Origin of the sequence: Alkalihalophilus sp. As8PL (assembly GCF_040939795.1) — a bacterium.
GTDB classification, from domain to species: Bacteria; Bacillota; Bacilli; order Bacillales; family Bacillaceae_D; genus Alkalihalophilus; species Alkalihalophilus lindianensis.
On the sequence record NZ_CP162551.1, the window covers coordinates 1,426,291 to 1,446,926 of the forward strand.

19 protein-coding genes are annotated in these 20,636 nt (G+C 40.0%); 7 read left to right on the plus strand and 12 right to left on the minus strand.

The window, feature by feature from the left end:
• Nucleotides 1–166: 166 nt before the first annotated feature.
• Nucleotides 167–1,453 (minus strand): ABC transporter substrate-binding protein, encoded by a 1,287-nt coding sequence (locus tag AB3N04_RS08825; RefSeq protein ID WP_368505683.1) that lies wholly within the window; start codon nt 1,451–1,453, stop codon nt 167–169.
• Between the two features lie 217 nt (nt 1,454–1,670).
• Between AB3N04_RS08825 and AB3N04_RS08830 the strand changes: the two genes are divergently transcribed.
• Nucleotides 1,671–1,922 (plus strand): hypothetical protein, encoded by a 252-nt coding sequence (locus AB3N04_RS08830; protein WP_012957520.1) that lies wholly within the window; start codon nt 1,671–1,673, stop codon nt 1,920–1,922.
• Between the two features lie 46 nt (nt 1,923–1,968).
• On the opposite strand, the gene AB3N04_RS08835 is transcribed toward AB3N04_RS08830, so the two are convergent.
• The 4 genes from AB3N04_RS08835 to nadB form a co-directional block, all read right to left on the minus strand.
• On the minus strand, nt 1,969–3,333 hold the full coding sequence (locus tag AB3N04_RS08835) for an MATE family efflux transporter (RefSeq protein ID WP_368505684.1): 1,365 nt from the start codon (nt 3,331–3,333) through the stop codon (nt 1,969–1,971).
• Between the two features lie 132 nt (nt 3,334–3,465).
• Entirely contained in the window at nt 3,466–4,563 is a 1,098-nt protein-coding gene (gene nadA / locus AB3N04_RS08840; protein WP_368506017.1) for a quinolinate synthase NadA, read from the minus strand.
• 1 nt (nt 4,564) lies between these two features.
• Nucleotides 4,565–5,419 carry a carboxylating nicotinate-nucleotide diphosphorylase gene (nadC, locus tag AB3N04_RS08845; RefSeq protein ID WP_368505685.1) on the minus strand — a complete coding sequence of 285 codons (855 nt, stop codon included), beginning with the start codon at nt 5,417–5,419 and terminating at the stop codon, nt 4,565–4,567.
• 14 nt (nt 5,420–5,433) lie between these two features.
• A complete protein-coding gene (gene nadB, locus AB3N04_RS08850; protein ID WP_368505686.1) occupies nt 5,434–6,957 on the minus strand; it encodes an L-aspartate oxidase in 1,524 nt (507 codons plus the stop codon).
• A gap of 89 nt (nt 6,958–7,046) precedes the next feature.
• On the opposite strand from nadB, the gene AB3N04_RS08855 reads away from it, so the two are divergent.
• Nucleotides 7,047–8,186, plus strand: a complete 1,140-nt coding sequence (locus AB3N04_RS08855) for an IscS subfamily cysteine desulfurase (RefSeq protein WP_368505687.1) — start codon at nt 7,047–7,049, stop codon at nt 8,184–8,186.
• A gap of 34 nt (nt 8,187–8,220) precedes the next feature.
• Here AB3N04_RS08855 and AB3N04_RS08860 read toward each other — a convergent pair whose 3' ends face one another.
• From AB3N04_RS08860 to AB3N04_RS08875, 4 genes are all read right to left on the minus strand, one after another.
• Nucleotides 8,221–9,105 carry a polysaccharide deacetylase family protein gene (locus AB3N04_RS08860; RefSeq protein ID WP_368505688.1) on the minus strand — a complete coding sequence of 295 codons (885 nt, stop codon included), beginning with the start codon at nt 9,103–9,105 and terminating at the stop codon, nt 8,221–8,223.
• A 56-nt stretch (nt 9,106–9,161) separates the two neighbouring features.
• Nucleotides 9,162–9,500 (minus strand): hypothetical protein, encoded by a 339-nt coding sequence (locus AB3N04_RS08865; RefSeq protein WP_317122998.1) that lies wholly within the window; start codon nt 9,498–9,500, stop codon nt 9,162–9,164.
• Between the two features lie 149 nt (nt 9,501–9,649).
• A complete protein-coding gene (locus AB3N04_RS08870) occupies nt 9,650–10,996 on the minus strand; it encodes a sodium-dependent transporter (protein ID WP_368505689.1) in 1,347 nt (448 codons plus the stop codon).
• A gap of 162 nt (nt 10,997–11,158) precedes the next feature.
• On the minus strand, nt 11,159–11,566 hold the full coding sequence (locus AB3N04_RS08875) for a thiol-disulfide oxidoreductase DCC family protein (protein WP_368505690.1): 408 nt from the start codon (nt 11,564–11,566) through the stop codon (nt 11,159–11,161).
• A gap of 161 nt (nt 11,567–11,727) precedes the next feature.
• Between AB3N04_RS08875 and AB3N04_RS08880 the strand changes: the two genes are divergently transcribed.
• The 3 genes from AB3N04_RS08880 to mreBH all read left to right on the plus strand — a co-directional run bounded on the left by AB3N04_RS08880 (nt 11,728) and on the right by mreBH (nt 16,243).
• On the plus strand, nt 11,728–12,558 hold the full coding sequence (locus AB3N04_RS08880; protein ID WP_317122995.1) for a glucose PTS transporter transcription antiterminator GlcT: 831 nt from the start codon (nt 11,728–11,730) through the stop codon (nt 12,556–12,558).
• Between the two features lie 196 nt (nt 12,559–12,754).
• Nucleotides 12,755–14,785: a glucose-specific PTS transporter subunit IIBC gene (ptsG, locus tag AB3N04_RS08885; protein ID WP_368505691.1), complete on the plus strand. Its 2,031-nt coding sequence runs from the start codon at nt 12,755–12,757 to the stop codon at nt 14,783–14,785.
• 450 nt (nt 14,786–15,235) lie between these two features.
• Complete coding sequence (mreBH, locus tag AB3N04_RS08890; protein WP_368505692.1) at nt 15,236–16,243, plus strand: rod-share determining protein MreBH; 1,008 nt, start codon at nt 15,236–15,238, stop codon at nt 16,241–16,243.
• Between the two features lie 60 nt (nt 16,244–16,303).
• On the opposite strand, the gene rbsK is transcribed toward mreBH, so the two are convergent.
• Both rbsK and AB3N04_RS08900 read right to left on the minus strand, forming a co-directional pair.
• Complete coding sequence (gene rbsK / locus AB3N04_RS08895) at nt 16,304–17,215, minus strand: ribokinase (RefSeq protein WP_368505693.1); 912 nt, start codon at nt 17,213–17,215, stop codon at nt 16,304–16,306.
• A 19-nt stretch (nt 17,216–17,234) separates the two neighbouring features.
• A complete protein-coding gene (locus AB3N04_RS08900; RefSeq protein WP_047973631.1) occupies nt 17,235–17,477 on the minus strand; it encodes a hypothetical protein in 243 nt (80 codons plus the stop codon).
• 94 nt (nt 17,478–17,571) lie between these two features.
• On the opposite strand from AB3N04_RS08900, the gene AB3N04_RS08905 reads away from it, so the two are divergent.
• Together AB3N04_RS08905 and AB3N04_RS08910 are read left to right on the plus strand one after the other, a co-directional pair.
• Entirely contained in the window at nt 17,572–19,191 is a 1,620-nt protein-coding gene (locus AB3N04_RS08905) for an AarF/UbiB family protein (RefSeq protein ID WP_368505694.1), read from the plus strand.
• Between the two features lie 11 nt (nt 19,192–19,202).
• Nucleotides 19,203–19,445, plus strand: a complete 243-nt coding sequence (locus tag AB3N04_RS08910; protein ID WP_368505695.1) for a hypothetical protein — start codon at nt 19,203–19,205, stop codon at nt 19,443–19,445.
• A gap of 33 nt (nt 19,446–19,478) precedes the next feature.
• Here the strand turns inward: AB3N04_RS08910 and AB3N04_RS08915 are convergent, their stop codons facing one another.
• The gene (locus AB3N04_RS08915; protein WP_368505696.1) at nt 19,479–20,234 is read right to left on the minus strand and encodes a DUF3658 domain-containing protein; all 756 of its coding nucleotides are present in this window, start codon (nt 20,232–20,234) and stop codon (nt 19,479–19,481) included.
• Nucleotides 20,235–20,636 lie beyond the last annotated feature (402 nt).

The following is a 20,636-nucleotide window of genomic DNA, read 5'->3' on the forward strand; positions in this document are numbered from 1 at the left end:
AAACCCTTTCATAAGTAGATTAATTGTTTTAAGTAAAATAGTCAATAAAATTTTTACTAATATTTTTTATTTTTTAATTACTTTAGTTACCATCTATATAAAATAAGAGGAGGTTGTCCAAAAAGATCGCTTTGCAATCTTTTTGGACAACCTCCTCTATATCAGATTAATTAGTTATACGGTTTTCTAATTGCCTCTTTGCTTGCTCTAGAGCATCTTCAACATCTCTACCATTTACTATTTCAGACTGCGCTTTAATAGATTCATCACGAGCAACTGCATAATTACCAGTATAGTTCACAGCAGGAATATCATCCATTTCATCTGCGAACAACTTCCAGATCGCTTGGTTATTAAAGAACTCATCTTCTTGAGTAAACAATTCATGATCATAAATTGTGTTTAGTGTAGGGAATAAACCACCCTCCATTGCTTGCAACTGAACCTCATCAGTTGTTGCAAAAAATTCCATGAATTCATAAGCTGCTTCTTCATGGTCTGTAGCTGTTGGAATAAGATAGTTACTCCCTCCTAGGTTAGAAGCACGGTTTTCACCTTCTTCAAATGCAGGAAGTTGAATCACACCCCAATTCCCAGCTGTATCAGGACCTTGTTGTGTAATCGAACCATACAACCAGGCACCAGATGGAGCAATCGCTGTGTTCCCTTCTACCAAAGAACCAACCCATGCATCCCAACCTACTGTATTACGGACTAGACCCTCATCATACAAACTCTTCGTTACATTCATTGCACGTATAGATTCCTCAGAATCAACATTAATTTCTCCATTCTCATTAAAGTAGAATGTACCTTGTTGGTTTAGCATCATCCTGTAAAAATCATCATCACCATGTAAGTCTAATCCAATAAAGCTTACGCCTACTTCGTCCTGGACCTTTTTGCCCGCTTCAATCATTTCATCCCAAGTTTCAATGGCTTCAGCGTCTACACCCGCTTGCTCAAAATAATCTGTACGATAGAAAACGCCTGTTGGGCCGCCGTCAAACGGGAAACCATATACATCCCCATCTTTTGTTAATAAATCTAGCTTATACGAAGGAAGTTTATCTGTATGAGCGTCAAAGCCCAATTCAGATACATTCACAAAAGCATCTGGGAAAGAATTTAAATAGCCTTGAATTCGATCATCCTCCATCAGAACGATGTCAGGAAGCCCTTGTCCTCCAGCTTGTAACCCTGTTGTTAGGCGTGAATACACATCAAGCCTTCCCATCTCTACTACTTCCAATTCAAATCCAGGATTCTCCTCTTTAAATTTCTCTGCAGCAGATTCAATAACAGGAACATTAATATTCCATGCCCAAGCTGTTAATTTTACTTCAGCATCAGTTTCTGTTTCTACACTACCTTCCTCAGCCCCATTACCACATGCAGTTAACATTAAGGATGTGGCTAAAGCCCCTACCATCAATTTGAGTGCTTTTTTCAATTAAAACCCTCCCTACCTCATTATGTAAGCCTTTTCATTAATAGATTAATTGTTTTTACTAAAGTAGTCAATAAATTTTTTACTAACTGTTACTTACTTCAACTTACACATATCTAGCATTGAGAGAGCAGAATCATTCTCTGAAAAAAGTAAAAAAAATTGAATAAAAGTCTCTCTCTTTGGGCATCCTGTTTTAAAAACGGTAGGAGGGGTCTGGATGAACATCACAATCAATCGAAAGCGATCTGTGAAGGAAGTGGGAGATCTCGTAAGCACAAAAAGTAATAAGCTCTATGCGATTATCGAGGATAAGGGTGAAAAATATCCTTATCACCTCCTATGTCTAGAGAGCTTTACGATTATCGAAAGTTATGATGAGCTCCCTTCGAACCAAGAGATTGAAGAAGATATAGGTGAGAAGCTTGATGGCATTTACCAGCATCGTGATTCCCATATTACCTTAAATTAAAAAGGCTGTTTCAAAAGTGACCTGATCACCTTGAAACAGCCTTCTTCTATTTTCCTTGAGTTAATTCAACCTTCACACGTTCTTCAACCACACGCAGCCTCCATAATAGGGCCGCTGCACATACGGCTAAACCTGTGATCAGCCCAATCCAATAACCAAATGGACCGTATGCTGTATAGTTTGCTAAAACATAACCAGTCGGTAAACCGATCAGCCAAAATGAAACGAGCGCCATTACAAATGGAATGTTCACATCTTTATGCCCACGTAAAACACCTTGGATAGGGGTGGCAATCGCATCTGATAATTGGAAGAAGATCGAGTATATTAAGAAGGCTTGAATGAGTCTTGCTACAGTTGGATCATTCGTATACAGCCCAGAAACAGGCTCACGTAAGCCATAGATAATTAAACCAGCCACAACCCCCATTCCCACGGCAATCCAGATTCCCATTTTACTGTATTGCTTCGCATCGTAGAAACGCTTAGCCCCTACTTCATATCCAACAGCAATCGTTAATGTAAAGGCGATACTGAGTGGGATCATATATAAAAATGATGCAAAATTAATCGCCGCTTGGTGTGCCGCAATCGTCGCTGTGTCAAATTCACTCATTAATAATGTCACCGCTGCGAAGATACTCGTTTCAAAGAAAATTGTAAAGCCAATCGGTAAACCGAGTACTAATAATTCTCTCCATTTGGCAAGCGACACACCGTAAAAAGTTTTAAATATACGGTAGATCGAAAAAGGCTCAACACGTGAGACGAAATAAACAGTGACCCAAAAAATACACCAATACGTAATAGTCGAAGCTATGCCTGCTCCGACGCCCCCTAGTTCCGGGAAACCCCACTTTCCAAAAATCAGCACGTAGTTAAAAAATATATTAATTGGCAGTGCAAGCAAGGTGATAAACATCGTCACCCTCGTCTGCCCTAACGAGTCAATAAAACAGCGCAAAACAGTATGCATGAATAAAGGTATGATACCAAAACCTAGTGCGATCAAATAGTGATAGGCGATACGATGAACTTCTGGCTCAAGCGACATCAAACCAAGCACAGGTTTAAGAGCAAGTCCACCAAAGATGATAATGACAATGGATAAAACAAGAGCTACGTATAACCCTTGTACGACTGTAAACGGAACCTCTTCTCTATTGCCTGCTCCTATACTTTGAGAAATCATCGGAGTGATCGCTAATAACACACCACTTAAACCCGTAAAAACAGGTAACCACAAGCTTGAACCAATTGCCACACCCGCTAAATCATAGGCTCCTGCTTGCCCAGACATCGTCGTGTCAAAAAAGTTCATTGCATACAACCCTAGCTGTGTGATAAGAATAGGCAACATGACTACTAGGAGCAGTTGTACTTTCTCCCGAATCGTCTTTGTCTCTCTCATCCAATCCCCCCTTGCCACTCTAGATCAATTTAAAACTATGTCATTATATCACTACCAACCAAGTCGGTCACTCTTATTATCTCCACACTAAAAAAGCTATCAACATCTATATGCTGATAGCTTCGTACTATATTATAAAGACAGAAACATTCTCTCAATTGCAAGCTGCGCTTCCCTCGCTACGTCTGGTTCTACACGAATAACATTCTGTGGTGTTCCACTAGCAATCACATCAAGGGTCCAGACGAAATGGGGCAGGTCAATCCGGTTCATCGTTAAACAAGGGCATAAATCAGGATTTAGTGATTGAATTGAGAGGTGAGGGTTATTATTTATTAATCGTTTCACTAAATTCATCTCAGTTCCTATCGCCCACTTGCTGCCTCTCGGTGCAGCTTCAATCTGTTCGATGATGTATTTAGTGGACCCTGCATCATCAGCTGCTGTTGTCACTTCCCATGTACATTCGGGATGAACAATAATTCTTCGATCAGGTTCTTCTTTACGAATCTGCTCAATATGTTCTAAGCGAAATTTCTCATGAACCGAGCAATGCCCTTTCCACAAAATCATCTTCGCTTCTTTCATTGGATGCATGTTCTCTAATTGCTCTGTCTTCTGGTTCCACACGACCATCTCTTCTAGGTTCACTCCTAGTTGATAAGCTGTATTTCTACCTAAATGCTGATCAGGCAAGAATAGAATCCGTTTCTTTTGTGCAAAGGCCCGCTGCAACATTTCTTTTGCATTCGATGAGGTGACCGTCGCGCCTCCATGCCTTCCCACAAAGGCTTTGATCTCAGCAGATGAATTCACATACGTAATCGGAATAATCGAGTCGCCAAATTGCTCAGCCAGCTTTGCCCAGGCGATTTCAGTCTGCTGTCGTGTGGCCATATCAGCCATTGAACAGCCAGCTCGCATGTCAGGTAGTATGACGGTTTGATCTTCGTTTGTTAAAATATCAGCGGTCTCAGCCATAAAGTGGACACCACAAAACACGATATATTTTGCATGGGGATTCGTCGCAGAGACTTTTGCTAGTTGAAGAGAGTCGCCTGTGACATCGGCAAACTGAATTACCTCATCTTTTTGATAATGGTGTCCTGGAATAAATAAATCTGGGCCTAACTCATGTTTTCGTTTATGGGCACGAGCAATTAGCTCTTCATCACTCATCTGCTTATAGTGTGCAGGTAGCATCGTTTGCGCCTGCTCGAAAATATCCATTTTAAGCATGGGTGACACCTTCTTTCACGCTCACATCAAGACTAATATCAAGTGCTTTGACCGAATGAGTCAGAGCACCCATTGAAATATAATCGACTCCACTTTCGGCATAGGCATGCAAAAGTTCATGACGAATGCCCCCCGATACCTCGACGATAATCGATGGTGGAACAAGCTTTTTCCATTCTGCCGCTTCCACCGGACTGCAGTTATCAAACATGATCACGTCTACTTCTTCTACAATGGCTTCTAATACTTGATCACGAGACTCCACCTCAACCTCAACTTTAACCATATGACCAATGTTGCTTCTTACCTTCTGAATCGCTAGAGAAATCGATCCACCACATTGAGCAATATGATTGTCTTTGATTAATACGGCATCATTTAGCCCAAAACGATGGTTGAAGCCACCCCCACATTTGACGGCATACTTTTCTAACATTCGTAGCCCAGGCGTCGTTTTTCGCGTATCACAAATACGCGCAGACGAGCCCTTCACCTCTTGAACAGCCGTATAAGTCTGTGTAGCAATTCCTGATAGACGTTGAATAAGATTAAGAATGACTCGTTCAGAACTGAGCAAATCAACAATCGGACCTTGTACCTCAGCCAGAACGTCTCCAGTCCTCAGCTCTTCTCCATCTTTTTTATGAACCTTAACCTCTATAGTCGGATGAAAAAGCTCATAAGCAGTCTGCAAAATAATCTCGCCACAGAAGATGCCCGCTTCCTTTGCACGAAACAAAGCAATTCCTGTTTCGGCATCAAACATCGCTTCTGCGGTCACATCTCCGTGCCCAATGTCTTCACAAAAAAATGTTTTTAACTGTTCTTTCACTAATAATCGGTTCATCCCCAACACCCCTCCTATGATATGACCGTCTGTACGTCCCTTACCACATGTAGCTTCCCGGTATCACTTCGTTCATGAGCACCACAACTCACTTTTCGATCGAGTGCGGCTGTTGCTAATAAACTTGCGACGATTCGCATATTGTCACTTGTGATCTTTTTCCTAGACCACAAGGTTCGATTATACTTTTTCTCACTTAGCGGCTCATATTGACTCAACCAGTGAAGTAGCTCTTTCAGATCCGCTTCATTCCGCGTAATATTTAATGCATGTGAGACTCGCTTTTTTACTTCATTCACATTCGGAAGTTTTGGCGTTACCTTTTGCTCCTTGTGGTTTACTGAGAACAATGTTGGTAACTTTGGTCTTAGTGCTAAATTTGCTAAGTATTCACCTAATCTCTCACCGAAAACAATCGCTTCTAATAATGAATTACTCGCTAGACGATTCGCCCCATGCACATTGTTTCCAGCAACCTCTCCCACTGCATATAAATGAGGGATAGACGTTTTGCCAAATTCATCCGTTTCGACTCCACCCATATGAAAGTGAGCGCCTGGTCGAATAGGAATCCTCTTTTGCGAGAGATCTACCTTCCCTTTTTTACAAAGCGCAGCTATCTGCGGGAATCGCTTTTCAAACTTGTGAATCATTGAGGTATCAAGAAAGACTTGCTCACCACGATGAACATACCCTTGAATCACACGAGCCACGACATCTCGAGGGGCTAAATCTCCTAATGGATGTACACTTTCCATAATTAACTGTCCAGCCTCACTAACCAAAAAGGCCCCTTCACCTCGCAAGGCTTCTGATGCCAGCCCTATCACCTTACTTTGTGAATAAATGAGCGTAGGATGGAATTGAATAAACTCTAAATCTCGTAATGTAGCTCCTGCGCGCAGCGCCATCGCCAATCCATCTCCAACTAGTGTTGGGTCATTTGTTGTCGCTTCAAATAATCCACCAATTCCTCCTGTTGCTAGTACAGTAGCACTTGCCCGGATTGTTACCACTTGACCATTCGGTCCGTGAAAAGTTGCCCCAACACATTCATGAGCTCCTATGACCAAATCAATGGCTTGATGGTTTTCAAGAATCGTCACATCCCTTTTTTCAAGTAGCTTCCAAAAGTACTCCATACATACCTTTCCCGTTTGATCACCATCGTTGTGAACAATTCGACGCTGTGAATGGGCCCCTTCTCTCCCGAGTGCGAGGGTCCCATCTTCTTTTGTATCAAAAGCAAGGCCTTTTTCCATCCAATGTTTTAACCGTTTCGGTCCTTCGTGAACAAGAATTTTGACTAGCTCAGGATCATTTTGATCACAGCCCGCCTTCATCGTATCTTGGTAATGGAGCTCGGGGTGATCGACTGATGAAAGAGCAGCGGCAATCCCCCCTTGCGCTCGCCATGAGTTTCCACTTTTCCTTGACCCTTTGATTACTAGAGTTACTTTATAACGCTCAGAGGCCTTTAATGCTGTCATAATAGCAGCAAGGCCTGCGCCAATAATTAAGATATCTGTTTTTAACATGTAATCACCTATTCTTTACATGTGTCTTGACACCTATATTTACATAAAACTAAACTTATGACAAGAGCTAACTAATAGGAGGAATGAAATTGATCTATTTAGACCATGCGGCAACGACCCCTATATCAAAGGAAGCCATTGAGGCTTGGCTAAAAACAAGTGAACATTATTTCGCAAATACAGAGAGCCTGCATGAAGAAGGAGAAAAAGCACGGCAGCTCTTTTACACTTGTAAAAAAGAACTGGCACGAGTCGTCAACGGAGAGTCTGAAGCTGTGTATTTTACTGGGAGTGGTTCAGAAGCCAATCTACTTGCATTGGAGAGTCTATATAAAGCGAATAAACATAAAGGCAATCACGTAATCACCTCCTCGATTGAACATCCGTCGGTGCTTTCCTTTTTTCAACGTTTAGAAGACCAAGGGAGAGACGTCACTTATTTGCCTGTTCAATCCGATGGTACGATCTTACTAAATACAGTGAAGAATTCTATTCGTAAAGATACGATACTTGCTTCCATTCAACATGTGAACTCTGAGATTGGAGTGATTCAATCAATAAAAGAGATTGGTCAACTCCTCCGACGTCACCGCATCATTTTCCACAGTGATTGCGTTCAATCATTTGGCAAGGTACCGCTTGACCTTGAGAATTTACCTGTTGATACGATCACCGTCTCCAGCCATAAAATCTACGGACCTAAAGGAATCGGTGCCGTCATTATGAATAAAGATACGCCATGGCAACCTGTCCATCCGCTCACTTCACATCAGGAAGGTTTCCGTCATGGGACGATTGACTTACCAGGAATTGCTGCATTTACTACGGCAGCTGTCCACATCCATGAGCGGATGGATAAACAATTAGATTCATTTTGGAAGTTGCGAAAATATTTATTGAAGAAACTTAAGGATAGCGGTATTCAATTTACCGTCGATGGTGGGGAGGATGTTGACACACAATTGCCGTCCATTTTAGCCGTTTCCATTGCGGGAATCGAAGGTCAGCTTATGATGCAGAGACTCGATCGTTATCATATCGCTATTTCGACAGGTTCAGCCTGCCAATCTGGGAAACAAGATCCCTCGCGGACAATGGTCGCTTTACAAAAAAACAAACAAGAGATTCATCGCTACTTCAGACTATCGTTTGGAAAAAATACAACCAAAGCACAACTTGATGAATTAGCGAAACGATTAGTAGAAATTGTCCAAACCGTGGCCGTTTAAAATAAAAATAAGGTGGGGGAATAATTCCCTCACCTTACTCAAGTTTTTCTCCATCTAGCCGTACAAATTGATACCCCTGTTCCCGAAGCTTCGGCACCGCTGTTTTGACACCAGCAGCTGTACCGCTTTCCGGCTGATTCATATGCAACAATGCAATCGCCCCATTCTCTGAACCAAGTAACGCACTCTCCACTTGCTTAGCAGTATAGGTAGCACCTGCATCACCTAGGATATCAAAGTTGACCACTTCATAGCCTAAAGCATTAACCAACTCAACTGCTACTTCGTCATAAAAAGCCGTACCAGAACGGAATAGCGACATCTTCCTTCCTGTTAATTCCAATACTCGTTCATGATTGCCTAGTACTTCCGCCTTTACTTCTTCAGGACTTTGGGTCGCTTCTATTCCCCAAGCTGCTCCCCCGTTCACCGAAAGAGGGACATGCGCTGTTCCATGATTCTCAATTTGAAACAGTGGATTTTCGGCAAGCTCTAAAAATAACTCAGATTGTTCTTCAATCCATCTTTGATTGATAAATAAAGTAGCAGGTATTTGTTCTTCCTCCAGAAACGAAATAAGCTCTTGATCATAACCATTTCCATACTGCCCACCGCATGCATCAAAAGTGAGTGCCATTTTTTTCTCTTCTGTATCAATTCGAGTCTTAACCCCATCGACATTCTCGCCCCACTGCTGGGCTTCACGATTATACTCTTCTAGATCAATTGACTGACTCTCTTCTACTTCCACACTTTCATCCACAGAAGGCATCTCGTCTCCTGCAAACTCCCCCTCTGAGGTTTCTTCATCTTCTGTTATTAGGTCTTCTTCTACTATTGGCTGCTCTTCACTTGTACACGCTTGAGTGAGTCCAACAAATCCTATCGCTACAAGGATATACACCAGTCTTCTCAACATTCTTCAACTCCATCGCATAAGTAACCCCCTAAGCCCAACACTTAGGGGGTATCGCGTTATTCATTTTGTGCAGATTGTTCGGGCTCTTTCTCTTCTTGAACTTCATACCAATCATCAAGTACTTTCGCATCCAAGATTCGTGCTTCCACATAACTTAATTGTTTATCTGTAAACATTGGCTTCCAGTCCATTTCATTGTCATCCAATATACTCACAACCGTTAATAACTCTTGCCATGCTACGTATCGTTTATACCAAAAGAACTGAGGTTGTTCGGTCATATAAGGGTAAAGATCGTCAAATTCCGTGTGTTTACAATCAATTGTTCTCTCAAATTGTTGCTTTGCTTTTTCTAATCGTTCACTTAGATAAGCTTGAAATTTGTTATTCTCCATTCTGTCCCCTCCTCATGATGCCACCTAATGCATCTATCTATTTTTTCATTTTAACATGTTATACGCATTTGAAAAACATAAATGAATCAGAAAATTTAGCCATTTAAGAAAAAATAAAAAGAAACGGTCATGATAACCGCTCCTCTGCTTTAATTAAATATACCAATCGCATCAATAAATACCACAATAATGGCAATCGGTGTAACGTATTTTAAAAGTATATACCACACGATGAATACTTTTGAACCAACGGATGATCCTTGCTTTAATTCTGCAAATAATGCTGTCTTAGATAATTTCAGCGGAATAAAGATAGAAATAAGCAGCGCTCCAAAAGGCATCAAAATATTACTAGCTAAATAATCAGCCGCATCAAAGAAGGTTCGACCTGCAATGGTCACATCAGCCATCGCTCCATAAGATAAGCAAGCTGGAATCCCTAGTACAAAGATAAGAAGACCAACTGCCCAGCTGACACGAGGGCGTTTTTTTATATCTTTTTTCACTCGAGTTGCCACAATAATCTCAAGCATTGAAAAGGCTGAAGTTAAAGCTGCAAATACAAACAAGATGAAAAAGGCAACTAAGAATAGTTCTCCAAAGACCATCTGCTCAAAAATGGCTGGCAAAACAACAAAGATAAGTGGCGGCCCTTCACTTGGCTCAAGACCAAACGTAAATACACCTGGAAATATAATAAGACCTGATAAAAGAGCTACAAATACATTCATAACCCCTATTGAAACGGCTGATAATGGAAGACTCTGCGTTTTCGGAACATAAGAGCTATAGGTTACCATAATCGAAACTCCTAATGATAGCGCAAAGAATGCTTGTCCTAATGCAAAGAGAACTGTATCAGAGCTTACATTTGCCATGTCAGGGAGTAATAAAAAGCGTACGCCATCCATCGCCCCTTCTAATGTAAGAGAACGAATCGCAATGACAATTAATAAAATAAAGAGAGCCGGCATCATAATTTTACTTGCTCGCTCAATCCCTTTTTGAATCCCTTTTGCTACCACAACGATGGTTAACACAATAAAAAGAAGTTGAGCTCCTAGTGTAGGAATTGGATTTGAAATAATTTCTCCAAAACGCTCTCCATATTGATCAACAGTTAACCCTGATAATTGCCCGGTTATCGCATGAAACAAATAAAGTAAACTCCAACCACCGACTACACTGTAAAAAGACAAAACAATAAAGCAAGTGATGACCCCAATCCAGCCGGTAATAGCCCAAGCTGACTTAGGTGCTAATTGTTTGTATGTCGATATTGCATCTTTTCCAGTGTGACGTCCAAGTAAGAATTCACCGATTAATAGAGGCAAACCAATTAACACAGTAAATAAAATAAATAATAAAAAGAATGCACCCCCACCACTTGTTCCTGCAACATAAGGAAACTTCCAAATTGCCCCAAGGCCGATCGCTGTTCCTGCAGTCGCATATATAAACCCTAACTTCGACGACCATTGTTCTTGTTGTTTCAACCTTTTCAACTCCAATCTTTGCTGACTATTCTTAGGTGACATGATCTTTCTTTATCACTTCAACGCGGCCACCTTTTAAATGAGTTAATAAATAATAACTTCCCTATAGTAGCAAAGCGTTACTGCAAGAACAACCGGAAATTTCTTACCATTCGAACTATATTAAGAAAGAAAACGCTCTCTCTCATTACTAGTAGGAATTCTACATACTTCTCGTTTTCCAAAGAGGCGATACCTTTGTTTGGCAAATTGACGATATAATCCATCACGCACAGGTTTAGGAAGCCATTTAATTACCTTTAGAAAATGCCATTTCTGTTGCAGACGGGGCACAATTTTAAGGGCAGCATCACTATATGTATAAGCATGCCCATCTTCTATTACAATAATAGAATCAACGGAATCCAAAATTTCATACTTTCGTTTTATTTGAGCTCCTATCTCGGACTGAAGAGATGCGAATTGATAATACTCATCTTTTTCATTTCTTAATATAAAATCAACCGCTACATTACATACATTGCATACGCCATCGAACAAAACAACAGCTTGTGTATCTTTATTTTTCAAGAAATAAACCTCCTAATAATTAGTGATCCTCTATCCTTTTCTAATTTTTCAGCTATTGCGAGTCTCTCAATTCCTGTAAAGAAAAATTTCTTTTTATTGACCTTAACAATCAAAAAAAGCTATTATGATACCGTCTTATTCTTGACGAAAGGAGGACCCTCATGCTTACCGTTAAAAAAGTACTGAATAACAATGTGCTTATTGCAGAGCATCCAGACTATGCTGAAGTGATTTTGATTGGCAAAGGTCTTGGATTTGGTAAAAAACCTGGTGAACCCGTTGCGGGCGATGTAGCTGAAAAGTTTTTTGTGTTAAAAGAAGAAAAAGAGCAAGAGCAGTACAAGCAATTACTTGACTATGTTGATGAAGCATTTATTGGTCTGATGGATGATGTTATATCAATGATCGAAGAACGCTTTAAAGTACGCTTACATGAACACATTCATATTGCTTTGACGGATCATTTATTTTATGCACTCAAGCGCCTACATCAAGGTTTTGATATAAAGAACCCCTTCCTTCCTGAAACGGAGCTAGCATATCCAGATGAATTTGAAATGGCCTCTGATATTATAAAATACATGAACAAAGAACTTAACCTTGCCATCCCACAAGGAGAGATTGGTTTTGTAGCTCTTCACATCCATAGTGCGCTAACAAGACGCCCACTTCAAGAGGTAAACCGTCATACACGCCTTATCGGAGAACTGGTACAGGTAATTGAAGGCTCCCTTGCGATTGAGATTGACCGTAAAGATGTTGATTACTTGCGCCTTGTCCGTCACCTTCATCATGCCATAGAACGTATTAATAATGAACAATATGATGACAATCAAGAAGCTTTAAAAAGTGTCTTGCAATCTGAATATCCTGTATGCTACAATCTGTCTTGGAAGCTGATTAAGATTATGCAACAATCACTTAAGAAAACGGTTCCAGATGCTGAGGCAGTATATTTGACTCTTCATCTCCAACGTTTATCAAAACAATAATAATTTCATTAATGACGTTTCTTTTTAACGTGTTACTGGTTATGCAGGCATGAGAGGAAAAGAAAACGAACACATGAATTGAACGAGAAGTACGTCTTCTATCAATTGATGTGTTCGTTTTTTCCACTCATGTCTTTTTTGTTGTATAAATCACCTATTTCAGCTTTGAAACTATGAAAAATTGGAGGAATGTCACATGTTTAAACAGTCTTTTAGTGTGCTGCAACGTGTAGGTAAAGCGTTAATGCTTCCGGTTGCATTACTTCCTGCTGCAGGTATTCTACTTGCATTAGGTAATGCCATACAAAACCCGGATCTAGTAGCAAGACTCCCTTTCTTAACAGCGGAGTGGATTGTCTTACTAGCTAGTGTGATGGAAAGCGCTGGAGACATCGTCTTTGCTAACTTAGCATTATTATTTGCAGTCGGTGTAGCCATCGGTCTATCAAATGGAGATGGGGTTGCAGGCCTAGCCGCTCTAATTGGTTACTTGATTATGAATGTAACGATGAGCGTCCTTGGTGGTTACGGAGAATGGACGCCAGAAATGATCGGAGCAGATCCTGGTATATCTTCCGTATTAGGTATCCCAACTTTACAAACAGGCGTCTTCGGCGGAATTATAGCCGGCTTGCTCGCCACATACACCTATAAGAAATTCTTTAACATTGAGTTACCATCTTACCTAGGCTTCTTTGCAGGTAAGCGTTTTGTTCCAATTGCAACAGCATTTTTCGCACTATTTATCGGTGTTATTCTATATTGGATTTGGCCAACCATTCAAATAGGGTTGAATAATCTATCGTACTTGATGGTAGAGTCTAATCAAACGTTATCGGCCTTTATTTTCGGGGTAATAGAACGTGCATTAATTCCATTTGGTCTTCATCACATTTTCTATTCACCTTTCTGGTTTGAATTTGGTCAATACACTAACGCAGCTGGTCAAGTTGTTCGTGGTGATCAAACGATCTTCTTTGCTCAAATTCGTGACGGTGTAGAGCTTACAGCAGGTACATTTATGACGGGTAAATTCCCATTCATGATGTTCGGTCTTCCTGCAGCAGCATTGGCAATCTATCATTGTGCTCGCCCTGAACAAAAGAAAGTTGTCGCAGGAATTATGGGTTCAGCGGCCCTAACATCATTCTTAACAGGGATTACTGAACCAATCGAGTTTAGTTTCTTGTTCGTAGCACCAGTACTTTTTGCTATTCATACAGTATTTGCCGGTCTATCCTTTATGATTATGCAAATTCTAGATGTTAAAATTGGAATGACCTTCTCTGGTGGGGTTATTGACTTCTTCTTATTTGGAGTACTTCCCAACCGTACAGACTGGTGGCTCGTTATTCCTGTAGGTCTTGCTTTCTCACTTATCTACTACTTTGGATTCCGCTTTGCGATTAAGAAGTTCAATCTTATGACGCCTGGTCGTGAAGAAGTAACAGAAGATGAAAGTACAACAAGCGTTTCAGCTGGAGACCTTCCTTACAACGTTCTGAAGGCACTTGGCGGAAAAGAAAACTTAGTCAACCTAGATGCATGTATTACACGTCTTCGTGTCAGTGTAAAAGATGTGGCACATGTTGAAAAAGATACATTAAAGAAACTCGGCGCATCCGGTGTCATGCAGATGGGTAACAACGTTCAAGCGATCTTTGGTCCTCGTTCAGATCAAATCAAAACACAGATGCAAGACATCATTAGTGGACGTACACCGATCATCGAAGATACACCTGAGGAAGTAGAAGTTGTCGCAGGAGATGTTGATTTTGCCATGCCAATCTCAGGTAAAGTTGTTCCTATCGCAGAAGTACCTGATCAAGTATTCTCACAAAAAATGATGGGTGATGGTTTTGCTATCGAGCCTACAGAGGGCATTGTCTACTCACCAATCACTGGTAAAGTCGTTACACTATTCCCAACAAAGCACGCTCTTGGACTTATTACGGAGGAAGGAAAAGAAGTGTTGATTCACGTTGGGCTAGATACAGTGAACTTAAAAGGTGAAGGATTTGAGGCTCTTGTAACTGAAGGAGATCAAATCAAACAAGGCCAAGAATTGCTTCGCTTTGACTTACGTTTTATTGAAGAAAATGCAACGTCTATTATCACACCTGTCGTATTTACAAATTTAACTGATCATGAATTCGTACAAGTTAAAGAGACTTCCACAATGACTCACGGTGATAAAAACATTGTAACGATTAAACAATCTAATTAATTTTAAAAAAAAGATTTATTTTTAGGTTTTAATTGAAATAGTGCGGGGTAATTATTAAGTAGACAGGCGCTAAGACGTACGGATTGAGCACCGTACAACTCCCCCGCCTAGCCTAACAAGCAATGAGCATCACCCTCCCCCACCTTATGTGGAAAGACCTAGCCCAGGCTAGGTCTTTCTTGATTTTAATGACCTAATAAAAATACAAAGCTAGGCTTTAATCCATATTTACCCTCTTCATCTCGATAAGCAGATAAACCTACATCCAAAGACCCTTCAAACCCCTTATATTAGCAAGGTTTGGAAGAATTAGCGCAAAATCTAAAACAAGTCCCATACATCTCTCATATTCTTACATAGAAGATAAGCGTTATGCCCCTTTGATTCTATTTAAATGCCTGTTACACTAGCTAACTATGAAGACTTTTAAATGAAAAGTTGGTGAATACTATGTGGTCGAATGCAGAAATTGGAATTGACTTAGGAACAGCAAACATACTTGTTTATAGCAAAGATAAAGGTATTGTATTGAACGAGCCTTCTGTAGTGGCATTAAACACCGAAACAGGTGATGTGCTTGCAGTTGGTGCTGAAGCAAAAAGCATGGTAGGTAAAACCCCTGCTAATGTTGTGGCGGTACGTCCGTTACGTGATGGTGTTATTGCAGACTTTGATGTGACAGCTAGTTTGTTAAAGGAAATCATGAAAAAGGCAAGTAAGCAACTGGGACTTTCTCTTAGAAAACCTAATGTAGTTGTTTGTGCCCCGTCTGGTTCAACTTCAGTTGAACGCAGAGCGATTTTAGATGCAGTGAGAAGCTGTGGAGCCAAAAATGTTCACATTATAGAAGAGCCTGTAGCAGCAGCAATAGGCGCGGACCTTCCCGTTAGTGAGCCTGTAGCAAACGTGGTAGTAGACATTGGTGGAGGTACAACTGAAGTTGCGATCATCTCATTTGGTGGCGTTGTTTCCTGTAATTCAGTTCGAATTGGTGGAGATAAACTTGATGAGGCGATCATTCAGCATGTACGTAAAAATTACAATGTCTTAATTGGTGAGCGTACTTCTGAACAAATTAAGATGGAAATTGGGTATGCTCCGATCGAACATGAAGAATTAACTATGGAAGTTCGTGGACGTGACCTAGTAAATGGTCTACCTAAGACAATCACACTGCGTTCTTCTGAAATTCAACAAGCATTAAGCGAGTCACTTCTACAAGTGTTAGAAGCTGTACGTGCAACGCTTGAAGATTGTCCTCCTGAATTAAGTGGAGACATTGTGGATCGTGGCGTCATGATTACAGGTGGTGGTGCCTTATTAAACGGTATGCAAGACTGGTTCTCACAAGAAATCTCAGTACCTGTTCACTTAGCGCCAAACCCTTTAGAATCTGTTGCTGTAGGGACTGGTCGTTCACTTAAATTTATCGACAAGTTACAAAAAGCAACAGTATAAGTTAATACCTTAAACGTAGCAAAAAAACGACTCATCCATGGATGAGTCGTTTTTCGTTATTTATCTGATTGGATTTCTCTTTATGAACTTCTCTACTTCTTCTTTTGTGGGTATCGATGACTGAGCTCCTTTACGAGTTATAGCGATCGCTGAAGCTGCTGTAGCAAATTGAAGTGCCTCTTTTATTGTTTTAGCCTCCATTCTAGCAGCAACAAAAGCTCCAATAAATGTATCACCTGCAGCTGTTGTATCGACCACGTTAGTTACTAAGTGTGCAGGAAAATGAATGATTTCTTTTTTTGACGCGTACATACATCCTCTCTTTCCTAAAGTCAAAAGAACATTTCTTACCCCTTTTGATAATAAATGGGCAATTAAATCTTCATCTGTCCCATTATCGGCATCCACATCCGCTACAACCTTAGCCTCATGTTCGTTTACAACCAAAACATCTATTAAAGGTAAAAGAGCACTAGGAATTTTTTTTGCCGGGGCTGGGTTTAGTAGCACTTTCACCCCTTCGGCTGCCGCTAATTTAATCGCCGATTCTGTTATGCCCCACGGGATTTCATTTTGGACAATTAGCCATTCCCCTGACTTAAACACATCCTTGCTGTTCCATGTTACATATTGATTAGCACCTGTCGCTAATATGATGCGATTCTCACCATTTTCTTCTACTGTGATCATCGCAGTCCCTGAGGCCCCCTGGACCACTTTTACATAGTTGACTCCAACTAGATTGACTCTCAATGAATTCATTAATGCCTCTCCATATGGATCATTACCAACCGCTCCGACCATTTCTACAGTCGCGCCTAAGCGTACTGCTGCAACAGCCTGATTCGCCCCTTTACCACCAGGATACCAAGAGAAGTCTGTTCCCCTAAGTGTTTCACCAGCTTTCGGATAACGTTTAACCGTAACGACTAGGTCACTATTTATGCTACCTACTACAATTATATTAGCCATATGACCTCACTAACTCCTTTTATATTTCTGTATGTGAACGCCTATTTTGATATTCCTCTTGTAGACCGAGTTCCTTATTGATCAGCCATTCCATCTCTTCTAAATCTTCTCTCAGCACGATTGGGTCATACTCTGACCACTGAATGACATAAACAAAATAATAAGATCCTATCTTGCTAAAAATAACTGGAGAATCAGGAAAATGATCAAAAAAAGCTTTTAACCGATTTCTTTTCATATACGAATAGCGTTCAAGCTTCAAATTATCACCTACTATCTCCAATAGAAGTTCTTTCACATGCACATTTATTATACAACTTGTATAATAAAATAAAAACGAAGGTGAGTTATCTATTATGAAGAATTTTTCCATCTATCGCATTTTCACCATCGTCTTTATGAGTAGTAAATTTTTCTTTCAAATTATGAACTTTCAACGTAAACATCGTAATAAGTGGGATCATGAAAAATGGAATAACCTGTTGCTCGCACAAGCACGGGAGTATAAACGAAAAGCATTAAGACTTGAAGGTCTTCTCATTAAACTAGGCCAGTTCTTAGCTACACGTGCCGATCTATTGCCGGAGGTTTTTTTACAAGAATTAGCTGATTTAGTTGATCATGTACCCCCCGTACCATGGAATGAAACCAAAAAGGTACTTGAACAAGAGTGGGGGCAACCTTATAAAAATATTTTAACAAGCTGTACCGAAGAGCCAATCGCATCTGCTTCGATTGGACAAGTCCATAAAGCAACCTTACAGTCAGGAGAAGTTGTCGCGTTAAAAGTTCAACGTCCAACGATCTCAAAAGTCATCAAGGCAGACTTACGAGCATTATCAATCGTAATGTTTTTAGCCGGTCGCTTCACGATCATTGGCAAAACCATGAACACAAAACAATTATTTTCAGAAGTTGAACGTGTCATTTCTGCTGAACTAGATTTTAAGCAAGAACTACAAAACGGGTTACTGTTTCAGGAAAAATATGCAGACTCAGAAGGTGTTCACATCCCTAGCTTCAATGAGAGTTTAACGACTAAGAAAGTATTAGTAATGGAATGGATTGAAGGAACGAGCGTGATTGATAAGACACAGATTAAATTACTACCTTTTTCAAAGGATCAATTAGCCCAAAACTTACTTGCACTATTTTTAGAGCAGCTATTACGAGAAGGCATTTTTCATGCAGACCCTCATCCCGGCAACATTTTATTAAAACAAGATGGAACGATTGTGTTAATAGACTTTGGGATGGTTGCGTCAATTAAAAAGCAAGATAGCAAGGAACTACAATTACTCGTTGAAGGCCTTGTATTAAATGATTATGAACAAGTCGTTCATTCATTAGATAAGCTACACTTCCTTTTACCTCATGCTGATAAACACCAATTAGAGCGTATGTTTAACGATTTTTTGGAGGTAGCTCTCACAGCTAATGTGAATGGTTGGGATGAGGATGTAATGAATCACCTTTTAGCAGATTTTAGACTTTTATTACGTGATTTGCCTGTTCAGATGCCTAGTGAGTTCGCTTTTTTAGGTAGAGCCGTATCTACATTAACGGGGGTTCTGTATAGTATAGACCCTAAACTAGATCTTTTTAAACTCGGCAAACCGATTGTTCTTGATTGGCTTGAAGAAAATAATCGAGACGAAGAAACTGGTACACCATTTGGAAATAAATGGTTTAAATCTTTATCACGTACCTTAATCTCCTTACCAAAGCGATTGGATGCACTACTAGACGAGCCTAAACTTCTTCGACAACAGCAACAAAAACATCACAATGAGAAAAGGCATACTGACTACAAACGATGGTCTAGACACTATTCTTTTGTCTTCTTTTTACTAGGCGTCATTAGTACACTAAGTGCACTATTACTTGAGCATCATCCCTTTTTTATCGGGAGTAGTATTGTTTTACTCGTAGGATTGATTTCATTTTTTATTTCAAGTAGAAAACTACACTCATAGGAGGAATTCAGATGAATGAAAAGAAACTTGAAACAACGGAGAAAGTAGGAATAAAAGAAATTAAGTTAGAAGGATTAGAAAATGGTTACCGCCTTACCGTACAAACGGATGAAGAAGAAGTCCGCAAGCACCGCAGGATTGGAGGAGCTTTCATTAACTTGCTTCGCCAATTTGAAAAAGCAGGCTATAAACTCCCTTTCCCATTCTCTTGGATTTTGAACTTCTGGAATCGCTATAGCAAGCGTCCGAATTAAAAGTAAAGAGAAGCGCCAACAAAGCGCTTCTCTTTACTTTCGTATCATGACTTTACTCATCATAGCATCTTCCATTTTCTCTACCCATTCAATGGTGTTCATCTCAACTAGCACCATTATTCTCCAAAGAAAAAATGGAAAAGGAAGGTGAGGCTCTCTCCCATATATCTCTCCTACTAATTTCGCTACGAGACTTTCTTCGTTCTCCTCCATAAGCGTTAAAAGTTTACTATCGTAATAAGAATAATCAAGATGATCGTAAATAAAGTCAGCCCTTCGAATTCTAAGATCACTCTCTTCTTTTTTTAATTCGTTCCATGTTAGCTGAAGCTGCCTAATTGCATCACTAGATAATTCAATCGGTAGAAAATGCGCTTCAAGCCTTTCAGGAGGTAACTCTCGAACTAATAAAGGTCCTCTGACACGATTTAAAGAAAGGCATGTAGCTTGATTAACTAAATCTAGTTCCTCTATCAAATACATCATCGCGATCTCATCAGCCGCTTCTTCGCCTACCCAAAAAGTTATTTCATGGCCTCTATTTACAGCATCTTGTATTTTTACAACTTGTTGTTGAAATTGCTTTAAAAGTGCTCCTCTTTCCTCTTCACCTGCTTTTATTCCAAATATCACCGATAACTCTTTCATTCGTTTTCTCTCATCTACTAAAGACCCTAGTTGGAGATAAGGCTCGGATACTATCACCTCACCAGAGAAAGGAATGATTGTCTCTTGGAACGCTTGTGTAAATGTAGCCTTAGCCGCATGTGAAAATAGAATATGTAGCATCTCTCTCTCCCTTCTTATAAAAAATGCCTCTAATTACGACCAGAATATCATGCTCTTATCTCACTGCCAAATCTCTTTTCTTGAGCTTTCTTTTAAATTTATTTCGATTTTTAAAATTTTTTCATTACGAAATAGATTTCATTCTTCCTAATAGTGAGTATTGAACCTGGTCAAAATACCCACTTGTGATATTAGTATATTAATAATTATTGTAAAAAAAGAATAATCAGTAAGAATTTTGCTGATTTTAACTTGCGAGACTTTTGACACAGATGTCTTTGTTATCATCTCATTCTACATAAACAGGCACTAATACTCAATTTTGGTAAAGTATGAAGGAATATGTAACATTTAATAGAATATTGCCATTATAACGAAAATAGTCGTGTGTTTAGTGCGGAT